At 59.7% G+C, this 20947-nt stretch carries 13 protein-coding genes; 9 read left to right on the top strand and 4 right to left on the bottom strand.

Features of this window, described 5'->3' with window-relative positions:
• The first annotated feature begins 94 nt into the window (after nt 1-94).
• The 6 genes from asnB (at nt 95) to IQ16_RS28855 (ending at nt 11383) form a co-directional block, all read left to right on the top strand.
• Nucleotides 95-2071, top strand: a complete 1977-nt coding sequence (asnB, locus tag IQ16_RS28880; RefSeq protein ID WP_020607874.1) for an asparagine synthase (glutamine-hydrolyzing) — start codon at nt 95-97, stop codon at nt 2069-2071.
• Nucleotides 2072-2168: 97 nt separating this feature from the next.
• Nucleotides 2169-2651, top strand: a complete 483-nt coding sequence (locus tag IQ16_RS28875) for an acyltransferase (RefSeq protein ID WP_208751647.1) — start codon at nt 2169-2171, stop codon at nt 2649-2651.
• Nucleotides 2652-2744: 93 nt separating this feature from the next.
• The gene (locus tag IQ16_RS28870) at nt 2745-4007 is read left to right on the top strand and encodes a glycosyltransferase family 4 protein (protein ID WP_018642997.1); all 1263 of its coding nucleotides are present in this window, start codon (nt 2745-2747) and stop codon (nt 4005-4007) included.
• A gap of 1155 nt (nt 4008-5162) precedes the next feature.
• Nucleotides 5163-7214 carry a hypothetical protein gene (locus tag IQ16_RS45855; RefSeq protein WP_018642996.1) on the top strand — a complete coding sequence of 684 codons (2052 nt, stop codon included), beginning with the start codon at nt 5163-5165 and terminating at the stop codon, nt 7212-7214.
• 109 nt (nt 7215-7323) lie between these two features.
• On the top strand, nt 7324-9972 hold the full coding sequence (locus IQ16_RS28860; protein WP_018642995.1) for a type I secretion system permease/ATPase: 2649 nt from the start codon (nt 7324-7326) through the stop codon (nt 9970-9972).
• Nucleotides 9959-11383, top strand: coding sequence for an HlyD family type I secretion periplasmic adaptor subunit (locus tag IQ16_RS28855; protein ID WP_018642994.1), 1425 nt, complete (start codon nt 9959-9961; stop codon nt 11381-11383). Before IQ16_RS28860 ends, IQ16_RS28855 begins: the two co-directional genes overlap by 14 nt.
• Nucleotides 11384-12059: 676 nt before the next feature.
• Here the strand turns inward: IQ16_RS28855 and IQ16_RS28850 are convergent.
• Nucleotides 12060-13268 carry an SGNH/GDSL hydrolase family protein gene (locus IQ16_RS28850; RefSeq protein WP_145831887.1) on the bottom strand — a complete coding sequence of 403 codons (1209 nt, stop codon included), beginning with the start codon at nt 13266-13268 and terminating at the stop codon, nt 12060-12062.
• Between the two features lie 697 nt (nt 13269-13965).
• Here IQ16_RS28850 and IQ16_RS28845 point away from each other — a divergent pair.
• From IQ16_RS28845 to IQ16_RS28840, 3 genes are read left to right on the top strand one after another with little or no spacing between them, the layout of a single operon-like run.
• A complete protein-coding gene (locus IQ16_RS28845) occupies nt 13966-14580 on the top strand; it encodes a hypothetical protein (RefSeq protein WP_244635882.1) in 615 nt (204 codons plus the stop codon).
• The gene (locus tag IQ16_RS45250; protein WP_018642991.1) at nt 14580-14732 is read left to right on the top strand and encodes a DUF5989 family protein; all 153 of its coding nucleotides are present in this window, start codon (nt 14580-14582) and stop codon (nt 14730-14732) included. The genes IQ16_RS28845 and IQ16_RS45250 overlap by 1 nt, the downstream gene beginning before the upstream one ends.
• A gap of 4 nt (nt 14733-14736) precedes the next feature.
• Nucleotides 14737-16566 (top strand): carbamoyltransferase family protein, encoded by a 1830-nt coding sequence (locus IQ16_RS28840; RefSeq protein WP_018642990.1) that lies wholly within the window; start codon nt 14737-14739, stop codon nt 16564-16566.
• A gap of 277 nt (nt 16567-16843) precedes the next feature.
• Here the strand turns inward: IQ16_RS28840 and IQ16_RS46330 are convergent, their stop codons facing one another.
• From IQ16_RS46330 to IQ16_RS28820, 3 genes are all read right to left on the bottom strand, one after another.
• A complete protein-coding gene (locus tag IQ16_RS46330) occupies nt 16844-17179 on the bottom strand; it encodes a hypothetical protein (RefSeq protein WP_208751646.1) in 336 nt (111 codons plus the stop codon).
• A gap of 544 nt (nt 17180-17723) precedes the next feature.
• Nucleotides 17724-18827: a Wzz/FepE/Etk N-terminal domain-containing protein gene (locus IQ16_RS28830; protein ID WP_080648056.1), complete on the bottom strand. Its 1104-nt coding sequence runs from the start codon at nt 18825-18827 to the stop codon at nt 17724-17726.
• A gap of 801 nt (nt 18828-19628) precedes the next feature.
• Nucleotides 19629-20372 (bottom strand): LuxR C-terminal-related transcriptional regulator, encoded by a 744-nt coding sequence (locus IQ16_RS28820; RefSeq protein WP_244635881.1) that lies wholly within the window; start codon nt 20370-20372, stop codon nt 19629-19631.
• Between the last annotated feature and the right edge of the window lie 575 nt (nt 20373-20947).

Raw genomic sequence — 20947 nt, 5'->3', positions numbered from 1 at the left:
GGCGTAACGGCCCTCGCTAAATGACGGTGTTGCCGGGCGGCGGATCGCAGGCGCGGGCGAGATAATCGCCGAACCGGGCAATCTCGACCAGACAATGCGAGAGTGTTTTCTGTCTTCCTGGTTTGTCGTTGACGAGGCGATCGAGCAGCCAAAGGATTCCACCATGTGCGGCATCTGCGGGCAGTTTAACTTCGGCAGCGGTGCACCCGTCAGTGCTTCCACCATCGAAGCGATGATGGGCACGATCATCCACCGCGGCCCCGACGACGCCGGTCAGCATTTGGACGGGAATCTTGGCTTGGGTTTCCGCCGACTGGCGATCATCGATCTGTCACCCGCCGGCCACCAACCCATGTCTGACCAAGCCCAAACGGTGTGGGTGGCCTTCAACGGAGAGATATACAATTATCAGAAGCTCCGGCAGGAGTTGCAGGGGCACGGCCACGTGTTTCGTTCCAACTGCGACACCGAGGTGATCGTGCACGGCTACAAGCAGTGGGGTGACGCCGTGCTGAACCGCTTCAACGGCATGTTCGGCCTCGCTATCTGGGACGTGAGAGAGCGCCGGCTGCTGCTGGCGCGCGATCCGATGGGCATCAAGCCGGTCTACTACGCAATCCGCAACGGATCGCTCGCTTTTGGTTCGGAGATTCGGCCGGTCCGTGTTGCTCTAGGCGAGCCGCCGGGCGTTGATCCCGAAGCCGTCGCTCTTTTTCTGCGCTATCGCTATACGCCGGCCCCGCGCACGATGTTCAAGGGCATCCAGAAGCTCGCCTCGGGTGAAAAACTCGTCGTCGAAAATGGCCAGGTGCACGTCTCGCGCTACTACCAGTTCGTCCCGGAGCCATTCGCCCCGCAGCCCCGCCCGGAGGAGGCGGCGGAAAAATTGATCGAGCTGTACAGGGCGGCCATGAAGCGGCATCTCATCAGCGACGTTCCGCTCGGACTGCTGCTCAGCGGCGGCCTGGATTCGGGCCTGCTGCTGGCGCTGATGAGCTCCTATGGCCGCGACTGGCACACGTTCAGCGTCGGGTATGGTTCGTCGTTCGCCGATGATGAGCTCGAGGATGCCGCCAAAACGGCCCGGACCTACGGGGCCAAGCACAATTCGGTTCACCTCACCCGGGAAACGTTTGGAGACGTCCTGCCCCGCATCGTGGACGTTCTCGAGGAACCGGTCGCCTCGTCATCGATCGTGCCCATGTACTTCGTCTGCCAGCGGGCTCGTGAAAACGTGAAGGTGGCGCTCATCGGCCAAGGGCCGGATGAGCTGTTCGGCGGATACACCCGACACCTAGGCGTGCACTATGGCGCCGCCTGGCGCGCGCTGCCCGCCTGGTTGCAGACACCCAGTGCCGCACTCGCGCGCGCCCTCCCGCGCAACGATACGATCAAGCGTGGCCTTTACTCGCTGCACGAGCCCGACCGGCTTCGTCGTTTCCAGCAGATATTCTCCCTGGTTTCGGACAACGCGATGCAGGGGCTTTTTCGCCCCGAGCTGATCGCTGACGGGGAAGCTGCCGTGGCGGCCCGCTGCTGGGAGGAATACCGGCCGGCCTTCGAAAACCTGGACGACCTGAACGCCTTTCAGTTACTCGAGCTGCGCTCGTCGCTGCCGGACGAGTTGCTCATGTATGGCGACAAGCTGTCCATGGCGCACGCCCTCGAGGTTCGCGTACCCTTTCTCGATCGTGAAGTGGTCGAGCACGTCCAGCAATTGGGCGCGTCCTTCAAGGTGCGTCATGGCATCCGCAAGTGGCTTCATCGCGAAGTGTGCAAGCGGCTGTTGTCGTCGGAAATCATCCATCGCAAGAAGCGCGGATTTGCGGTGAATGTGGTCGATGGGTGGTTCCGACAATCCCTCGACGGAGGGATCCGACAATACTTGGCCGATCCGCAGTCACAGGTCTACCGGTTCTTGGAGCCGGCTGCGGTGCAATCCATGCTGCGTGACCATGAGGCAGGCCGGGCCGACCACCACAAGATGCTATTTAGCATCCTCGTGCTGGAGCAATGGCTCCGCAGCGTCCGTCTGACACGGCGGACGCGATGTCCACATCCCGTGCATTAGGCTGGAGGGTCGCCGGGCGGGCACGATCTGAAAGATAATAGGATATCCTAGAGAGCGCGCGACAATTGCGACAGTAAGTATGGTTCGGAGTGATAATATGCCAAAGCCGATGATCTCGCGGGTTAGATCTAAGTTAGCTTTGCTCAATTATGAATTGAGGCGGTTGTATTTTGTTTATTTTTGGAAAATGGATATAAAAAAGGGGACGCGCATCTCGCTTAGCGCAAAACTAGATAAGACAAATCCTACGGGTATACACATTGGTAAGAATACTGCGGTTGCTTTTCGATCTGCAATACTTGCTCATGATTTCATAAACACAAAGCACAAGGACGTTTTTATTGGCGACAACTGCCTGATCGGAGCGGGTTCAGTAATAATGCCAGGAATTCAAATCGGAAATAATTGCATTGTGTCACCAAACAGCGTGGTTTTGCAAAATGTGCCAGCGGGATCCATCGTAATGGGCAATCCGGCCAAAATCGTTCAGAAGAATATTATAACCGGCCCATGGGGAACCCGGTGCTCAACCCAGGAAAGCTCCCGCGAAACATCTGCAGCGGCGACTTGTCAGGGCTGAGCGCGGCCGCCGCTTCAGCTTGACCTCTCGTTCCTCAAGCTGCCCAGTCCGCGCATAAAGCTTGCCGTGTTCCCTCTGACCGAGGTAGGCGCAATGGTTCTCTCAGCGAACATATCCGCGGCAGGTGATGCGACCGGCGCGGTCCTTATCATCGTTGAGAACCTGCCGGTGCCGGCCGATCGCCGGGTCTGGACGCAGGCCACAGCGCTGCACCAGGCTGGTTACACCGTCTCGGTCATTTGTCCCAAAGGAAGGGGATATGACAAGGGATACGAGCAGATGGACGGTGTGCATATCTACCGCCATCCACGGGGTGTGGAAGGCTCGGGCGCCGTGACTTATCTTCTCGAATATACCGTCGCCCTTTTTTGGCAATTCGTTCTCTCGTTGAAGGTGTTGTACAGGCATGGATTCGATATTCTTCATGCGTGCAATCCACCGGATTTGATCTTTTTGATTGCGCTTTTCTACAAAGTTTTCTTTGGCAAGAAATTTCTGTTTGATCAGCATGATCCCGCGCCCGAACTTTATGAGGTCAAGTTCGGCCGCCAGGATTTCCTTTATCGTCTCCTGCTCCTGCTTGAACGCTGGACGTTTCGCTCGGCTGACGGGAGCCTCGTGACAAATCCTACCCTGAAGCGGCAGGCCGTGGAGCGAGGCGGGATGCCGCCAGACAGGGTCTGGATTGTCAGAAGCGTCCCCGAGCTTGGGCGCTTCAGCCGGGTCAAGCCCGAACTGTCGGTCAGGCGGGACTGTCGATATCTCGTCGGCTACGTGGGAATGATGGCCGAGCAGGACGGTGTAGACCTCCTGGTCAAGGCGATGGAACACATCGTCAAGCGCCTGCATCGAACGGATATCGCCTGCCTGATCATCGGCGACGGGCCGGAGGCAGGTCGGCTCAGGACGCTCACAAGCGAACTCGGGATTACCGACAATATCGAATTTGCCGGGTACATTTCGGGCGATCCGCTTCCCGCCATGCTGGCGGCTTGCGACATCGGCGTCGTTCCGGATCCGCCCAATGCCTGCAACGTGGTTATGTCGATGATCAAGGTCTTTGAATACATGGCCCTCGGGCTACCGTTCGTCCTGTTCGACTTGGCACAGGCGAGGGTTGATGCAGGCGACGCTGGCCTGGTGGTGGCGGAGCCGACGCCGCGGGCGCTCGGCGAAGGAATCGTGGCGCTGCTTGAGGACGAGGCCGGGCGCGAGCGTATGCGGAATTACGGCAGGGAGCGTGCCTACGGCGCATTTCAGTGGGAGCTCGAAAAGCGTTCCCTCCTCGCCGCCTATACGACGCTGGCGCCGAGGCGCGCACGTGCAGGGACACCAGCCGATGCGAATCCTCACTGAGAGCGGAAGCAATTAGCCTGGAACGCTGACGTGGATTTTGTCCACCTCCTTCAGTTCTTGTCCGCGTGTTTTAATGCGATCGTAAATCGCATTGTGCTGCGCTAATCTCATTGAGACGCTCCATGCGTGGACGCTGGATCGCCACATAAGTCAGGCATCAGCTTCGTCAACGCACTCGCCTCCATTCGATGTGGCCGCTCGTTTCGCCTAGCCTGAGATCGTGGCGATCGGCTCGCGCGGTGGGACAGGCGAGATACGGCTGCTCTCCTAGCCCACGATGAAGTTGACGAGGTCACCTGACTGCATCCTGGTGGACCGATGCCGATGGGCGGGTCCGCCGCCGCGTGCCGCACGACTTGGTAGGTCACCGGGTTCGCTTCTCTTCCGATTGCTGGGCGCAGGTCACCGGCAACGCGCTCAACTTCCAGATCGTACTTGAGGTCAGCCTTCGCAATAATCCTTACGGGTCACCCTGGAGCGGCAATCTGTTCGGTCGCAAGATGACTCCGCCATGCCGCCGATCGGTGGACTTGCCCCTTGCTCCAAACAGATCGACAAACGACGCCACATTGCATGCTTGTAGGCGCAGCATTGCCACCTGCACTTCATGCGCAACATGCTGGCGTATGCGGGCAAACGTGCTGGCGCATGCGGGCAAGAGCACACGGCGCGTCGTCTCCGCTTCCATCGCCACCGTTCGCCCAGGAAGCTGCGACTGATGTGCTCGCCTACGCGAGGTTCCGCGCTGGCATCGGACCAAGCTGTACTCTCCGACGCGATACAAGCTGACAGAAAAATCGGGTGCGCGTGTCTTGAACCAACCAATTCAATACGTTGCGCGATAGAGGCGCGTAGTTTTCCGGGCGCTACATACTTGAGTATGAATCACACTTTGAAAGTTTTTTCGCCATTTTTGCTCATTAACCAACCAACCCAGCAGTCGGGGGGCACCTTCAAAAATCCCACTGCTTTGGAGTCCGCTCGCGGTCCGAGACCGCGATGCGTTGGAATCCGCTCGCGGTCCGAGACTGTGATGCGTTGGAATCCGCTCGCGGCCTGAGGTTGCGAGCACGTGGTATGTCGCGCGCCTTCGTGATGCGCGGCAGTGGAATTCCCTTGTCAACGTCAAAGACTCACGCAGAACGAAAGGTACGCATGTCGTTCAACTTGTCATCGACTCCGTTTTCGTCGACCTCCGCTTGGAACCAGCAGGTTCCGACCGGAGCAACATATACGTCGCTCAACTGGCCCACCGCGACCGGATGGAACTACGACGTGGGCTGGGGCAACGTGCCAGTCTACGTCGCTTCGTCGTCGGACCCAGTCGTGCAGGTGTCTGTTCCCGCCAGCTGGGGATGGCCCGGCGGGACCGTCAGCGTCCATGCTCCGGCCGGGGGGACCGGCGGCATCGGCACGGACGGACCGGTCGTCATCGTCGACGGCGACATCGCCTACAATTTCTGGCAATTCCACCGCACGAGCACCACGACCGCGACCGCCGTGGCGTATGGCGAGGCGAACGTGGTCACGGGCACCGGTTGGGGCGGCTCCGGGAAGGGCGCAGGCATCACTGCGGCCGGCTCGAGCGAGCTCGGAGGGCTCCTGGTCCAGGCACAGACGGACACGGGCACGATCAATCATGCCCTGCAGCTTGCCGTCGAGGCCTCGCTCTTGAAGCCAGGCTATGTTTCCCCCGCCATTGCCACCGACGGCCGCAGTTCCAGCGGCATAATGCAGGAAGGGCAGCTTCTGGCCATTGCGCCCGGGACGTCGATGCCATCCGGCCTTTCGACGCTCGGCCAGGAGGTGTTCCGCGCGCTCCAGCAATACGGCGCCTACGTCATCGACGACGGAGGCACCCAGACCGCCATTCGCACCCAGGCGAACGCCTATGATGCGGCGACAATGGACGCCCTCCGTCGGGACATGAATACGATGCTTCCGATGCTCAAGGCGGTGAGCGGGGGCACCGCCAACCCGACGCAGCCAACCACGCCGACGACGCCGACCGCCCCCGTCAACGTTGCGCCGACGGTGACGCAGGCCTCCGCTTCACCGGGGACGGGAGTCGAGCATGTCGGCGATACCGTCACAATGACACTCGGCTTCAGCGAGGCCGTGACCGTCACCGGTACCCCGACGCTGTCGCTCAATGATGGCGCCAAGGCCACCTATGTCGGCGGCTCGGGGACGAACTCACTCACGTTCAAGACGACCGTCGCGTCGACCGACACTACGACTTCGGCGCTCGCCATCACCGGGGTCAACATTCCGAGTGGCGCGAGCATCAAGGATACGGGCGGCCTTGCGGCCAACCTCTCGGGCGCGGTGAAGACGTTCACCGGTTTGCAGATCGACACGACGCCTACGACGCCGACCACACCCACCACGCCAACGACGCCCACGCCGCCGTCGACTCCCTCCGTGATTTCGCCTGTCCTCACCATTGCGGATGACTCGCTCTGGGTGGCGGGTCGAGGCGGTACGGTCGATCTCGGGACGAAGGTGACAACGACCGATTCCAACGACCGCGTGGCCTTGCACATCACGGGGTTGCCGAAATATGAATCGATCACTGACGCGCTCGACGGTCAAACGTTCCGCGGAAGAGACATCACGTTGACGGCCGCGCAGGTCAACAGCGGGCTGACTCTGACGTCCACCTACAGGGGCGGCGGCCATCCGGTTGCGGAACTTACGCTGACGGCAAGCGCGACGGATCCGTCAACCGGTGCCGTTGCGACCGCTGCGCCAAAGACCATCACTGTGACGGACCCCCGACCTGCGAGGGACGCGACTACAACGACGTCGTCGCACGGCCATCACGCAGTGACGGATCAGCAGCCCGTTGCCGCCACGACGGCCGTGACCCCGACGACCTCGCAGACGATCGAGCCCACGGATCATCAGCCGGCGGCGGCTGCAAACACGGGCTTCCTGGCAAGCCGGGCCTTTGCGCTGCTCCAGCAGCACTTTGATCCGGCCGGCAGCAGCCTGGCAACGACCGCTGCCCATCCGGTCATGGCGGCGGATCATCCGTCTGCCACCGGGAGCACGATGGCGTCGCTGGCAAGCCAGAGCTTTGCGCTCCTGAACCAGTATCTGGCCGCTCACACCGGCCGGGTGGATCCCGGTCAGATCGTGGCGGCTGTGTCGCAAGCGACCGGTTGGGGGCACGACGCGTTGCTGGCCAGACCGCAACACTAAGGCCAAGCCGCACCCAGGCTCCGCGCCTGGGTGCGGCACCCGCAATGTTTTGGAATGCATGAGAAGGAACATCATACGCGGCCGGTAGCCGCGAAGGGTTGAGTATTAAATGGCGATCCAGAATGGAAATGCCCATGCCGGAGACCTCGGGCTTCGAACCCTGTCTCTGTTTCTGCGCCTTCATGGCGTAAACGCCGAGCCCGACCAGCTCCGCGACAGTTGCGGAGACAGCGCAATCGGCATCCGTGCGATGCTTCGCTGCGCCCGCGATTTCGGACTGAAGGTCGCTTCGCGCACGACACATTGGAAACAACTCGCAGGCATCAGCCTCCCCGGAATCGCAGGGCTGCGTGATGGCGGCTTCCTGCTGCTCGGGAAGGTCGAGGAAGACGCCGCGCTTGTTCTGCATCCGACCGCGACCCAGCCGAAGTTGATGCCGCGCGCCGAATTCGAGGAGATCTGGGACGGCCGACTGATCCTGAGCGGATCTCAAAGCCTCGCCGACCGGGCGCATCAGGCGTTTGCCGGTGTGATCGCGCACGCGCGCGACGTGGCTGTCCGCGCCGGAGACGCCCTGATGCGGGCATATCCCTTCGTTCGTCGCGATACGCGCGTTCAGAAGCCCGGTCCTGAGCCTGTGGACGGCGATGAGTCGGGACTTATCGCAATGGCGATATTGCTGCGTTGCCATGGCGTTGCCGCCGACCCGGAGCAAATTCGCCATCGCATGGGCACCTCGCGCGTCGGTGTGACCGAAATCCTGCGTTGCACCAGGGAATTCGGCCTCAAGGCCCGTGCGCAACGGTCGAACTGGAACAGGCTTGCCGTCACGCCGTTGCCGGCGATCGCCGCGCTGCGCGATGGCAGCTTCCTGATCCTGGGCAAGGTCGTCGACGACACGCTCCTCGTTCAGCGTCCATTATCCTCCCGACCTGAATCGATGACCCAGGCCGAGCTCGAGGCGATCTGGGACGGTGACATCATCCTGATGACCCGACGTGCAGCTCTGACGGATCTCTCCAGACGATTCGATATCGGCTGGTTCCTCGGCGCGGTTCACAAGTATCGCGGCCTTCTCGGCGAAGTGCTGATCGCCTCGTTCTTCCTTCAGGTCTTTGCGCTCGTTGCCCCGCTGTTCTTCCAGGTCGTCATCGACAAGGTTCTGGTGCATCGAAGCATCAGCACGCTCGATGTGCTGGTTGCAGGCCTCGTCGCGTTGACCTTGTTCGAGACCGTCCTCGGCACGTTGCGCGTCTATCTGTTCGCGCACACGACGAACCGTATCGACGTCGAGCTCGGCGCGCGGCTGTTCCGTCATCTGATGGCGCTGCCGATCGCCTATTTTCAAACGCGCCGCGTTGGCGACTCGGTTGCCCGCGTTCGTGAGCTCGAGAACATCCGTCAGTTCCTGACGAGCTCGGCGCTCACGCTTGTCGTCGATCTCCTGTTCACCGTCGTCTTCCTTGCGGTGATGTTCTACTACTCGACACCGCTGACGCTGATCGTTCTGGCTTCATTCCCGTTCTACATCGGGATCTCCGCCGGCGCCGCGCCGCTGTTTCGCCGGCGCCTCGATGAGAAGTTCAATCGTGGATCGGAGAACCAAGCCTTCCTGGTCGAGAGCGTCACGGGCGTCGAGACACTGAAGGCGATGGCGGTCGAGCCGCAGATGCAGCGCCGCTGGGAGGAGCAACTTGCCGGCTATGTCGGCGCGAGCTTCCGCGTGCTCAGCCTGAACAACACGGCAAGCCAGGCCGTCCAGATGATCAACAAGCTGGTCACGGCCGCAACGCTCTACTTCGGCGCCAGGCTCGTCATCGGCGGCGATCTGAGCGTCGGCGAGCTGGTCGCGTTCAACATGCTGGCGGGGCGGGTGAGCATGCCGGTGCTTCGGCTCGCGCAGATATGGCAGGAGTTCCATCAGGCCCGTCTGTCGGTCGATCGTCTCGGCGACATTCTCAACACCATTCCCGAGCCAAGCTTCAGTTCGGCTCGCGCCGCGCTGCCGCCGATCCGCGGCAAGGTTGTGTTCGAGCACGCGACCTTCCGCTACCGCGCCGACGGCCCCGAGGTGCTGCACGATGTGTCCTTCGGCGTCGAGCCCGGCCAGGTCATCGGTATTGTCGGCTCTTCGGGCTCGGGCAAGAGCACCATCGGCAAGCTGATCCAGCGCTTCTACGTGCCGGAGAGCGGACGCGTGCTGGTCGATGGCGTTGATCTCGCGACCGCCGACCTGACCTGGCTTCGGCGCCAGATCGGCGTGGTGTTGCAGGAGAACGTGCTCTTCAATCGCTCGATTCGCGAGAACATCGCGCTCGCCGACCCGTCCATGCCCATGGAGCGCGTCATCGAGGCGGCCTCACTCGCCGGCGCTCACGACTTCATCCTGGAGCTGCCGGAGGGCTACGACACCGTCGTGGGCGAACGCGGCAGCACTTTATCCGGCGGGCAGCGCCAGCGTGTTGCGATCGCTCGCGCACTCATTACCAACCCGCGCATTCTTATCTTCGACGAGGCGACCAGTGCACTTGATTATGAAAGCGAGAGGGCCATCCAGCAGAACATGAAACGGATTGCCGCGGGCCGGACTGTGTTCGTCATCGCTCATCGGCTCTCGACCGTGCGCAATGCGAACCGGATCATCACACTCGAGCACGGCCGAATTGTCGAGGACGGCAGTCATGATGAGCTGGTCCGCTCGAACGGACGCTACGCAAATCTCCACTACTTGCAGGCCGGTATCCATGATGTCCGCTAGCCGAAATATTGTCCCCTTTCCGCGAGCCGAGGTTCGACGGCGGGAGCCTGAGATCGCATTTCTGCCTGCGGCGCTCGAGATCACCGAATCGCCGCCGTCTCCGATCGGTCGCGCGATCGGGGTGAGCATCATCGCGGTTTTTTGCATCGCGCTGTTGTGGGCGTCGTTGGGCAGCGTCGATATCGTCGCCACCGCGACGGGCAAGATCGTGCCTGGTGGCCGTACCAAGCTGATCCAGCCGTTCGAGACGGGCGTCGTCCGCGCAATCCACGTACGCGACGGACAGAGCGTCAAGGCCGGCGACGTTCTGATCGAGCTTGATCCAACCATGACGGAGGCCGATCAGGAGCGCCAGAGAAGCGATCTGGTTGCGTCGGAACTCGACGTCGCGCGGTTGCGCGCAGCGCTCACCGGTGATCCGCTCGCCGCTTTTCGACCACCGCAGGGCGCTAGTGCCGCGGAGATCGAGATGCATCGCCAGTTTCTGATCAGCCAGCGCGCCGAACAGAGCGCCAAGCTCGCAGAGATCGAGCGCCAGCAAGGTCAGAAGGAAGCGGAGCGGGCGACCACATCGGCGAGCGTGGCGAAGCTCCAGGCGACGATACCGGTGCTGCAGGAGCGGGTCGACATTCGCAAAGGTCTCGTCGACAAGGCCCTGGCCTCGAAGGTTGTCTATCTCTCCGAGTACCAAGAACTGGTCGGGCTTCAACAGGATCTGGTGCTGCAGCAGAGTCGGCTCCGCGAAGCCGACGCTGCGATCGCCTTGCTGAAGGAAACGAAAGAGAGGACTGCCGCGGAGTATCGTCGTACCACCTATGACGCACTTGCGAAAGCCGAGCAGAAGGCGGCAAGCGCTGCGCAGGAAGTGGTCAAGGCGGACCGCCGCACCAAGCTGCAGCATCTGACCGCGCCGGTCGACGGCACGGTGCAACAGCTTGCCGTTCACACGGTGGGAGGCGTGGTGACGCCGGCGCAGGCCCTGGCCATCGTGGTTCCGACCGAGAGCCAGCTTGAGATCGAGGCCATGCTCTCCAACCGCGATATCGGATTCGTTCATCCCGGGCAAAAGGCGGAGATCAAGATCGATACGTTCAACTTCACGCGTTACGGGCTTCTCTCTGGAGATGTGCTGAGCGTGTCGACAGATGCCATCACGCGCGACAGGCAGGGTGGATCGAACGACCGTGCGTTAGGGACCGTGCAAGGCAGCAGCGAGCCAAAAGGCCAGGAGCTGGAATATGCGGCGCGCGTTTCACTCGATCGCACGCACATGCAGGTGGAGGACAAGCTCGTCAAGCTCGGCCCCGGCATGGCGGTGACGGTCGAGATCAAGACCGGCGCGCGCAGAATCATCAGCTACCTTCTCTCGCCGCTGGCAAGATACAAGCAGGAGGCGCTGCGGGAGCGATAGACGAAGTGGAGCATCATCGAGGAGCATTGCGCGCAACCGGCCGATGTCGATCCGGCTGCACTACTTCCCTTCCAAAGAGGAGATACTTCATCCACCTTCTGATCGCTTGGCGCGTTCTCGATGTCGACCAGCTAGTTCGTCGAGTAGGCGAAAAAGGCTTGGCCGCCGTGCGCCTCCATCCAGCGCGCCGCCGGGTCGAGGGACAGGGCTCTTGGTGCGCTGGAAGACTGCTTCGATGACGTCGATCTCCCGTTCAATCGAAACGTCGTCCGGCGAGTCCGGGCACGAAAAGAATTGTCGGCCCCGATCTTTGCTCGCGGTAGTCGATCCGTTCAGCAGGATATTCGATCATGACTGCTCGGCACGTGGACGTGATACCTGTCCGGAAATTTTCCTCTGCTACCGGCCCTTCTCGGGACTCTGGTCAGGTCCGCTATTGCACCGCCATTAGAGGTACAGCTGACCTCATACGCTTCCGGGGCTTGAGCCCCAGAACGGTCTTGGAAGAAGAATTCCTTCTATGGCGCTCAGGCGTCTTGCCGTTTTCACATAGCGCTACGCCCGGGTTCAGGTTTTCGTAGACACAGGTCCCTCTTCGAATGAGATTGACATCGCAACCGGTCTTACTGGGCGAACCAACGATGATCGATTGCGAAGACGCTCGCCCGCCGCGGCGCTATTTAGGGCGCGGCTCGCGAGCAGCTTGGCCGGGGACACGACCCTCGGCAGAAGCCTGGTCGTTACCGCGCTCACCCTCGCACGAATTGTCCAGAGAGCATTGAAGCCGACCAATGAGTTTCGAGGAAAGCATCGCTTTCGCGACCATGGCATGCGCCGTCGGATTCCAATGAGCATCTCTTGGATACTCAAACCGACCACCGTGAAGCTGAAAATCAGCAAAGAACAGGGGATCCATGTCAATCACTTCGTAGCCCAACGTTTCCGCCGTCTTGCGAAACAAAGTTCTCATAATATCGTAGTAGCTTCCTTTGCCAGCGTTCGCAGCATCCGGATATCGGAACCCGTCCATCGTAAACACAATGCGATCTGGTTGGAGGCCAGTATATTTCGGCAGATCTCGAAAGAACGCGTTGATCGCTGCAATAGACGCCTCTATTCGCGCAGGATCCGGACTGGCACTCGTGTTACCCGCATAAACTTTTGGGTCACGATAGTGCTCTCCAAAAACAAAGCTTCCCCATTTCGCATTCAATAGCGCCTCCTTAACATTCAAATTAAGGAAGAGGTACCGTGCAAGAGTGCTCATCTTTAGAAAAGAACGCATTGCGCCCGGGTGATGTTCGAGCAATTGCAAGCGGAGTTCCCCGCTTGGTTCTGGAACATAAATCCAGAAACCGGGGACGTGTTGACTATAGCTCAAGTGGCTTTCGTCAAAGTCGTTCCCAACAACGTTTATGATCAGCGCCTTCGCTTTGTATTCTCGAACTGCATACGCGGCCCAGACAACATATTGACTCAGAGGCGCACCTGATGCGGCAAAGCTGTAAACTCGAAATTGTTCCTTGAGGGATTCAGATAGATGGGCTTGCGCGGTACTATCGGGCGGGACAGATAGGGCTTCGATGTATGAGTCCCCGATGACACCGATCAGCGGCAGCGGGTCCTCTTTTCGATAGTCGAGCTTGTTCACCCATCCATCGTTATTGGTATGGCTATAATTGACCATGGCGAGGTCCCAGTCCTTTGAGAACACAAAGGAACGGTTAGGCGTGAAGCGAAACACTGGATCGATTTGCGTGACTGGAACGATAGGTGGCGAAGTCCTCACAGGAAGGAAGCGAAGAACACATTCCGCTACCGCCAAAAAACCAATAACAGCAATTGCAACTGTTATGCCGCCTAGGAGACTCTCCTTGGTTTTCATGTCCCCTCCTTCTATGTCCGACCGACTGTTGACGAGTCCCCGTTCCGAACGTGGGCATGGCCCGTTATCGATGACCGCGCGACGACGGGCACCTAGTCGCCCTCTCAAGCTCCTTTCAGCTCTGATGACGATCTCTGAGGCTCCCCAATTTCCTCGCACACTCCCGCGCGGAATCTTATAGACATATACGGGGGCGAGCGGCTCAATCCGGAATAGCCCAAACTCGAACACGCGGTTGGAAGCAGCCAGGATCGTGTGAAATCGCGATGCAACGATGAGCGACCTATCGGCAATTTATACCGTATCCTGAGGGCGAGCGACCATACCCAGGGTGAGGTACGCCCAGCGACTTCGGTGGCATTTTGCGGTGAACATCGCTGCCTGCAACGCCACTACCGGTTGATCCGCACGGGCGAATAACCGGCTGCGAAAATCCACACCGGCTTTCAAACTAGAGTTCCCTCAGGAGTCGGGTTGCACTCTTCTTCCAATGCGCCGGACCGGCGCGGGAGACGACTCAAGCTAGCCGTGCCCGAGGTTCAAACGTTCGGCGGAACGAACCGGACGACTGTTATCGCGAAAACCACATGCCGAAGCGGCTAACCTCAGGGGGGTACCTCGTTAGTCCCCTTGCAGCCGCCTCTGGGCTTACGAAATACTCCAGCTTGTTGCCAGGACGAGAACGGGCGAGGTTTTCGTGAGTGAATGGCGCATTGACTCTATTCTCGAGGAAGCTGGCCGTCGGATTTACGAGTCTCAGCAATCAAGGCTTTCGGATCAATCGACCTCCGCCGCAAAGCGGGTATGGCGAAGCAAGGACGTGCCGGCGAAGTTTTGGGACAGTTATCTCGAGGACGCACGGGCAGCGCTTTCTTTTGATAGTCGAATGAAGCAGTCAACCCACGAGAGCTTTGTCCGGGACGAAGCGGCGCCCCCCGGATCGGACCGGACGTTCGGCCTTGTGATGGCAGCGGCTTTAGCCGTCTTAAGCCTCTTCAACGGCTGGCATCATGGCCGGCTGTGGCCCGGGATGCTGCTGGCCGCCGTGCTGTTTGCGGCGGCGGGCTGGCTCAAGCCCTCCTGGCTTCATCCGCTCAACATTCTGTGGATGATGCTCGGTCTCGTCCTGCACAAGATCGTCAACCCGATCGTGATGGGACTGTTGTTGTTCGGCGCGATCCTGCCCACGGGCCTGATCGTGCGCATGCGGGGCAAGGACCTGTTGCGGCTGAAGCGGGAACCGGCTTCCGACACCTACTGGATCGCGCGCGCGCCGGGGCCTCAGCCTGAAACCATGAGAGATCAGTTCTGATGATAGATTTTCTTGCCGAACTGTGGCGCTTCATGCGCGTGCGAAAGAAATTCTGGCTGCTGCCGATCTTTGTGATGATGGTGGTGTTCGGCGGCCTTGTCGTGCTGACCCAGGGCACGGTGTTCGCGCCGTTCATCTACACGGTTTTCTAAGGCTATGCGCATCCTCGGCATCTCCGCATTCTATCACGACAGCGCCGCCGCGCTGGTCGAGGACGGCCGCATCGTCGCGGCCACGCAGGAGGAACGCTTTACGCGCAAGAAGCACGATGCCTCGTTTCCGCACAACGCGGTCGGCTATTGCCTGGATGCCGCAGGCGCAAAGCTCTCCGAGATCGAGCACGTCGCCTTTTACGACAAGCCGTTCCTGAAATTCGAACGGCTGCTCGAGACCTACATCGCGATGGCGCCAAAAGGGTTTTCTTCCTTCAAGATGGCGATCCCGCTCTGGCTCAAGGAAAAGCTGTTTCAAAAGAGCCTGCTACGCAAGCAACTGAAGCCATTTGACGAAGAGATATCGTCCGGCAAATTGCTTTTCACCGAGCATCATCTGAGCCACGCGGCGTCTGCCTTTTTTCCATCGCCCTTCGAGAAGGCGGTGGTGCTGACCATGGACGGCGTCGGCGAATGGGCGACGACGTCGGCTGCGATTGGCGAGGGCAACAAGCTCGAGATCTTTCAGGAGATTCACTTTCCCCATTCGCTGGGACTGCTCTATTCCGCGCTAACGTATTACACCGGCTTTAAGGTCAATTCCGGCGAGTACAAGGTGATGGGGCTCGCCCCCTATGGCGAGCCGAAATACGCCAAGCTGATTCTGGACCATCTTATTGACCTCAAGCCGGATGGCTCGTTCCGGCTCGACATGTCTTATTTTGACTATTGCACCGGGCTCACCATGACCAATGAGCGGTTCGCAAAGCTGTTCGGCGCGCCGGTGCGCACGCCCGACAAATTGCTGACTTCGTTTCACATGGACGTCGCGGCTTCTATCCAGGCCGTGCTTGATGAGGCGGTGCTCCGCCTGACGCGGAGTCTTGCGAAGAAGACCGGTGCGCGCAATTTGTGTCTTGCCGGCGGCGTGGCGCTGAACTGCGTCGCCAATGGCAAGGTGCTGCGCGACGGCAAGTTCGACAAAATCTGGATCCAGCCGGCGGCGGGTGACGCCGGAGGGGCGGTTGGGGCGGCGCTCGCCGCTTATCACCAGTTCAAGGGCAACCCACGCATTCCTGCGTCGTCCGACGGTATGTCGGGCGCGTTCCTCGGGCCTCACTACTCACAAGGCGAAATCGAACGCAGGCTGAAGGAGGTGGGCGCGCGCTTCGACGTGCTGTCCGAAGATACTGTCATCAAGACCACCGCAAAGGCGCTTGCCGACCAACTCGCGGTCGGCTGGTTCCAGGGCCGCATGGAATTCGGCCCGCGCTCGCTTGGCGCGCGCTCGATCCTTGGCGATCCCCGCTCACCGACCATGCAGAAGAACCTCAACCTGAAAGTCAAATATCGCGAGAGCTTTCGGCCCTTCGCGCCCGCGGTGTTACGGGAGGACGTCGCGGACTGGTTCGAGCTCGACTCCGATAGTCCCTATATGCTGATCGTCGCCGACGTCCTGAAGGACAAGCGGCGCGCGATGAGCGCGGACGAGCGGGCGCTGTTCGGCATCGACAAGCTCAACGTGTCGCGCTCGGAAATTCCGGCCGTGACCCATATCGACTATTCCGCGCGTATCCAGACGGTGAGCCGCGACACCAATCCCAAATTTCATCGGCTGCTCACCGAATTCAAGCGGCTCACAGGATGCCCGGTGCTAGTCAACACCTCTTTTAACGTACGCGGTGAGCCGATCGTCTGCACGCCGGAAGACGCTTTCCGATGCTTCATGGGAAGTGAACTCGACCTGCTCGTGGTCGGCAATTGCGTGCTCAAAAAGTCAGAGCAAGATACTGCGCTCAGGCAGGACTATAGCTCTGCATTTGAATTGGATTAGGGGGCTTGCGGGAGTAATTCCCGATGCGCGGTCCACCGCCGAAGTAAAAGCGCCCGCGGTCGCGAACCGTGTCTCGCAATAGGCAACGAGTCCTCTACGGGCTTCGACCAGCGGGCCAGGGGCGCGGGTTTATGATGGGGGTGGAAGCCCCGCCCGACGGAATCGATGTGCCAAATGCCAAAGTGGAGGTGTTGAGCACCACTTAAGGAAGGCGTCCGTGTCAAAAGTTATCACAATCGGTCTGGATATCGCCGAGCTGGAATATGCGGCGCGCGTCTCAGTCGACATGATCGAGCTCGATCCGACCACGACAGGGGCATGTCAAGGCAGACCTCATCGCCGCTCGGCTCGACGTCGCGAGGTTGCAGGCAATACTCTTCGACGGCGGCGATCCGCTCGCGAACTTCCCGGCGTCGCCCACGATGAGATCAAGGCCGAGCGGCGAACGAAGCTCCTGGGTCTCGTGGCCCCCGTCGACGGCGTCGTCCAGCAGCTTGCGGTGCATACGGTGGGGGACGTCGTCACGCCGGCCTAGGTGCTCGCCGTGGTTGTCCCACAGGATCGCGTCGCCGATCTCGGCCCGGGCATTGGCGGTCACGGTGGTGGTCGTCAAGACCGGATCCCGCCGTATCATCGGCTATACTCTCGCCCTTCGCCAGGTACGAGCATGACGTCCTGCGCGAACGGTAGGAAGCGCGCTTGTTGGCTCTGCGACCGAACTTGCCGTGCGCAGCGATGAAGATATCGCGACGTCGTCGACCTCGAACTTCGGAGACGGCAACCAACCGGCCGAATGAGATCGGCCGCGTAGATGCTCCGGGCTAGGCGCCGGTATGTCATCCTCGGCAAATCTTAGCCGGGCGTCGTCAGTCGCATGCGCGAAGTCATATTGAAAGTTGGATGATCCAGCCGCCAATCGGATAGTTATCATCCTTCAATGGATCGGGTATGTAAAACCTATCGAGAGAATTCGCACCTGACACCCCGAGCCTAGTGGGACAGTAGCACGCGCCGCTGGACTCCGGCAAAAACGATAAAGGTGTCGCGAGTGAGCGGCCAAGCTGAGAGCCCCTTGGAATGCAGGCGATCCACGCGATCGAATAGGTTGAACCTGTCACCGGGGTCGGGCGTCTCCATGGGGAGCCGCGAGATCGCGCTCACCCCGAACCCGTAAGGCGCGCTGGCCTTGTCTTTGCCGATATTTCAGATTGATGATCGGATCGTAGCACGTCCGGAATAGGTCGATCGATCCAGTCGTCTTGTGCGCTTAGACGAGGTTCCCGCCCGATGGCGAGAACTTCGGACAGTTCGCGCAGTATTCCGATAGCGATGCCAAGAAGCGCTCCCGCAACAATCGCTGCTCCAAGTACGACTTTGGCTTTTGGCGAACTGGCCCTCAAAGGAGGCGACGCCCCGCTGATGAGACTCGCCTCAAACACCGGCAAGGATTGTTGTCGCGTGGCTTCCATCTTACGCAGCACGTGGCGAAAGTTATCATAGGCGCTTTTGGATGATTCAGCAGCGACTGCCAGTCTATCGTTAGTAGCAGCGAAATCCGCTGTATCTTTCCCGTTTCTACTGAAATCCTCCAATGCTTTTTGGGCAGCTAATGCTTGAGCGCTCAATTCGTTCATTCGATCCTTGATCCACGAATCATCTCGTAAGCCGGCATAGTCCATTTGACGGGTAATATATTTTTCTGCGACGGCGTTTAGGATCTGCGCCGCTCGATCGGGATCTCTGGAGTCGAAGGTAATCTCGACAAGATACGTAGCGCCGAGACGCTTGGCCGAAAGCTTGCGTTGGAACGATTCCACAATATACCGCGCCGCATTAGCTTTCGTTTCCAGTTTACTCCAGCCGAGCAGACGGGATATCGATCTGGTCATGCTGTGCAGGGGGCTGGCTTGGCTGGCCTCAAATTCCGGATCTTGAGCAAGGCCGAGCTTTTCGATCACAGCGTTGGCGATGCTCTCAGACGTTATGATCTTGATCTGGCTTTCCACGATCGTTGACACCGAGGTAGGGTCGACCGCTCTCGAGTCCACCACGAGTTCCGCCTTCGCCGTATACGTGGGTGCCGCGGTAATGAGGTAAATTATGGCAATGACAAGCGTTGCCAAGGTTGCCAGCGATATGATCGAGAGATGTCGTCGTATGAAGGCTAGCACTTCTACCAGGGACATGGTGGGTGCCGGACGAAAGTCAGGCGGCATATTGTCCCGATTTACCCAATTATCCGTTCTATTGGTCTGCACCATTTTCGCACCAGCGCTGATAGTTGAGGCTTCGCGACGATGACCAAGCTAAATATGTCGATAAGGCGATCGTCGGTTGGCGGAAGATGCAGCAGATGAAGTCGCACGAGGCAACTAGCCGGCCCCTACCGACGCTTGGTGGGGCCGCCCTGCCGCCGTCGACTAAATGTGCCGGAAATTGTGTAGAGGCCGGCAAATCGGTGAAGAACGCATAACCCATGGCACTCTACGACCCAGTCGCTCATCTGCGCTTGAATCAGTACATTCCACCTCACTGGTTGGGAAAGGCAATAAATAGGTAACTAGGATGGTCCATTGAGCCGCGGCGCTACCAGTTTAAAGCCGCCAGCGCGCCCATGAGCCTAGCGGGACTGTCGCTCTGATCCGTCACTTGGACGAGGGCGAAGTGCTCAGCAGGCGAGTGCATTTTGGTCTGGGCACGCTGCCCTGCGGCACTCCACCGGAGTTTGGTGGGAGGACAAGCTCGTCAAACTCGGTCCCCGCATGGCGCTGACGGTCGAGATCAATACCGGCGCGCCCAGGATCATCAGCTCCCTTCTCTGGCCCTTAGCGAAATATAAGCAGGAGGCGCTGCGGGAGCGTTAAGTAGGCGGCCAGTTCTCGCAACGCCGATGCTCGACGTCCCGACAAGGGGGACGTCGACACTGTCCGCATGCTGTCGCGCGAAGGCGGCAGGAAAGGTATCCTGCCGGGATGCCTGTCGTGAAATCGACGAAAAATGTCGCGGCTTGCACCCGTAATGGGAGCATTCCGATGGTGGGAGTCGTCTCCGGCCCCCTAGGACTACTTGTACAACCGCACGGCCGCGCCGGACCCTCGATCGATGCCCTTGCGGATCCGGCCGTCGATAGGCGTCGTCGCTGCGTGATCAGACTGGGGGACCAAGGGAGGCGTCTGATTGAGATGATCCGTCTCGGAGATCATCTTGAGTGGAGTCACGACGCCTGCACCTGCATCGATGGCTGCCGGCGCGTGGTTGTTTGACGCTCGCACCTGCGATCCGTGGTTCATTCCCCAGATTGCGGCCTGAGTCCGGTTCTGAACTCGTATCTTTCGCAGGATCGCCTTGACGTGGACCTTCACAGTGGCCTCGGCGATATCGATCTTGCGAGCGATGCCTTTGTTGGAATCGCCTTCAATGAGGCAAGACAGAATTGCCCTTTCGCGCGGAGAGAGCTGCGGCGAGATCGCGTCCTCTGGAGCAACGAGAATCGCGTGCTCGTTCTGGTCGCATTGCGTGGATTCGCCTTCGCGTTCACGATTCCCGTCAAGAGCGAACCACAGGAACGCAGGCGGGAAGACGGTCTCGCCCATCGTCACGAGTTCGACCGACTTGATGAAGGCGTCGCACGAATTGACGTTGACGAAGTAGCCATTGGCGCCTGCGCGAAATGCGGAGGCAAGCTCGACCGGCCGATAATTGTCCGACACGATTGCAATGGGCGCGTCGGGATAGCGATCTTTCAAATGTCCGATCTGCGCTATCTCGAGGCCAAAATCATCACCGCTGTGGATGATGAGAAACATCAGTTGCTCAGCTTGAAGGGAGCTTGGCAACTCCTCAGAGCTCGAAGCAGACAGGGCAATGCGAAAATTTGCCTTGTGCAATATTCTGGCAATACCTTCACGGATTAAAACGCTCTTTCCGAGAAGCACCATTCCGTAAATTTGACGCCTCCTCATTTTTACCCTCCGTCCAACGCACTGACACAACAAAAAATTAATTCAATGTAATCTCGCGACGGGCGAACAGGCCTTGTTAGTGGTCATCTCCGCCCTGCTTGCACACTTTTGAACTAGTGAATTTGCAGTACTCCGAACGCAGCATCGTCCGGAAAACTATATCCCTCCATGTTGTTGAAGCCTTTAAGAATGTTAGATGCGAATTTGCGATAGCCCTATATATCCTTCGTTATAGGTGTGCAGGCGCCGCCCACTCCTCAGCCCGGCTCGCAGCGTTGCTTTTTTCCGCAGTCTATGCGTGAATTACACGGTCGTGTTTATTCAAGGTGGAAAGTCGTCGGGCTTCGGTCGCCAATGCCGCCCCCGTGCGAATCCGGTCTGCGACCGAATTTCGGAGCGCTCTGGCCGGCGGCAGTGTA

The organism is Bradyrhizobium huanghuaihaiense (genome assembly GCF_007830635.1).
In the GTDB taxonomy this organism is placed as follows: Bacteria; Pseudomonadota; Alphaproteobacteria; order Rhizobiales; family Xanthobacteraceae; genus Bradyrhizobium; species Bradyrhizobium huanghuaihaiense.
This window is presented reverse-complemented; position numbering and strand designations above follow the sequence as displayed.

Coding starts and splice junctions, on each gene's coding strand:
- asnB (WP_020607874.1), top strand. CDS start 95: ATGCGAGAGTGTTTTCTGTCTTCCTGGTTTGTCGTTGACGAGGCGATC.
- IQ16_RS28875 (WP_208751647.1), top strand. CDS start 2,169: ATGCCAAAGCCGATGATCTCGCGGGTTAGATCTAAGTTAGCTTTGCTC.
- IQ16_RS28870 (WP_018642997.1), top strand. CDS start 2,745: ATGGTTCTCTCAGCGAACATATCCGCGGCAGGTGATGCGACCGGCGCG.
- IQ16_RS45855 (WP_018642996.1), top strand. CDS start 5,163: ATGTCGTTCAACTTGTCATCGACTCCGTTTTCGTCGACCTCCGCTTGG.
- IQ16_RS28860 (WP_018642995.1), top strand. CDS start 7,324: ATGGCGATCCAGAATGGAAATGCCCATGCCGGAGACCTCGGGCTTCGA.
- IQ16_RS28855 (WP_018642994.1), top strand. CDS start 9,959: ATGATGTCCGCTAGCCGAAATATTGTCCCCTTTCCGCGAGCCGAGGTT.
- IQ16_RS28850 (WP_145831887.1), bottom strand. CDS start 13,268: ATGAAAACCAAGGAGAGTCTCCTAGGCGGCATAACAGTTGCAATTGCT.
- IQ16_RS45250 (WP_018642991.1), top strand. CDS start 14,580: ATGATAGATTTTCTTGCCGAACTGTGGCGCTTCATGCGCGTGCGAAAG.
- IQ16_RS28840 (WP_018642990.1), top strand. CDS start 14,737: ATGCGCATCCTCGGCATCTCCGCATTCTATCACGACAGCGCCGCCGCG.
- IQ16_RS28830 (WP_080648056.1), bottom strand. CDS start 18,827: ATGGTGCAGACCAATAGAACGGATAATTGGGTAAATCGGGACAATATG.
- IQ16_RS28820 (WP_244635881.1), bottom strand. CDS start 20,372: ATGTTTCTCATCATCCACAGCGGTGATGATTTTGGCCTCGAGATAGCG.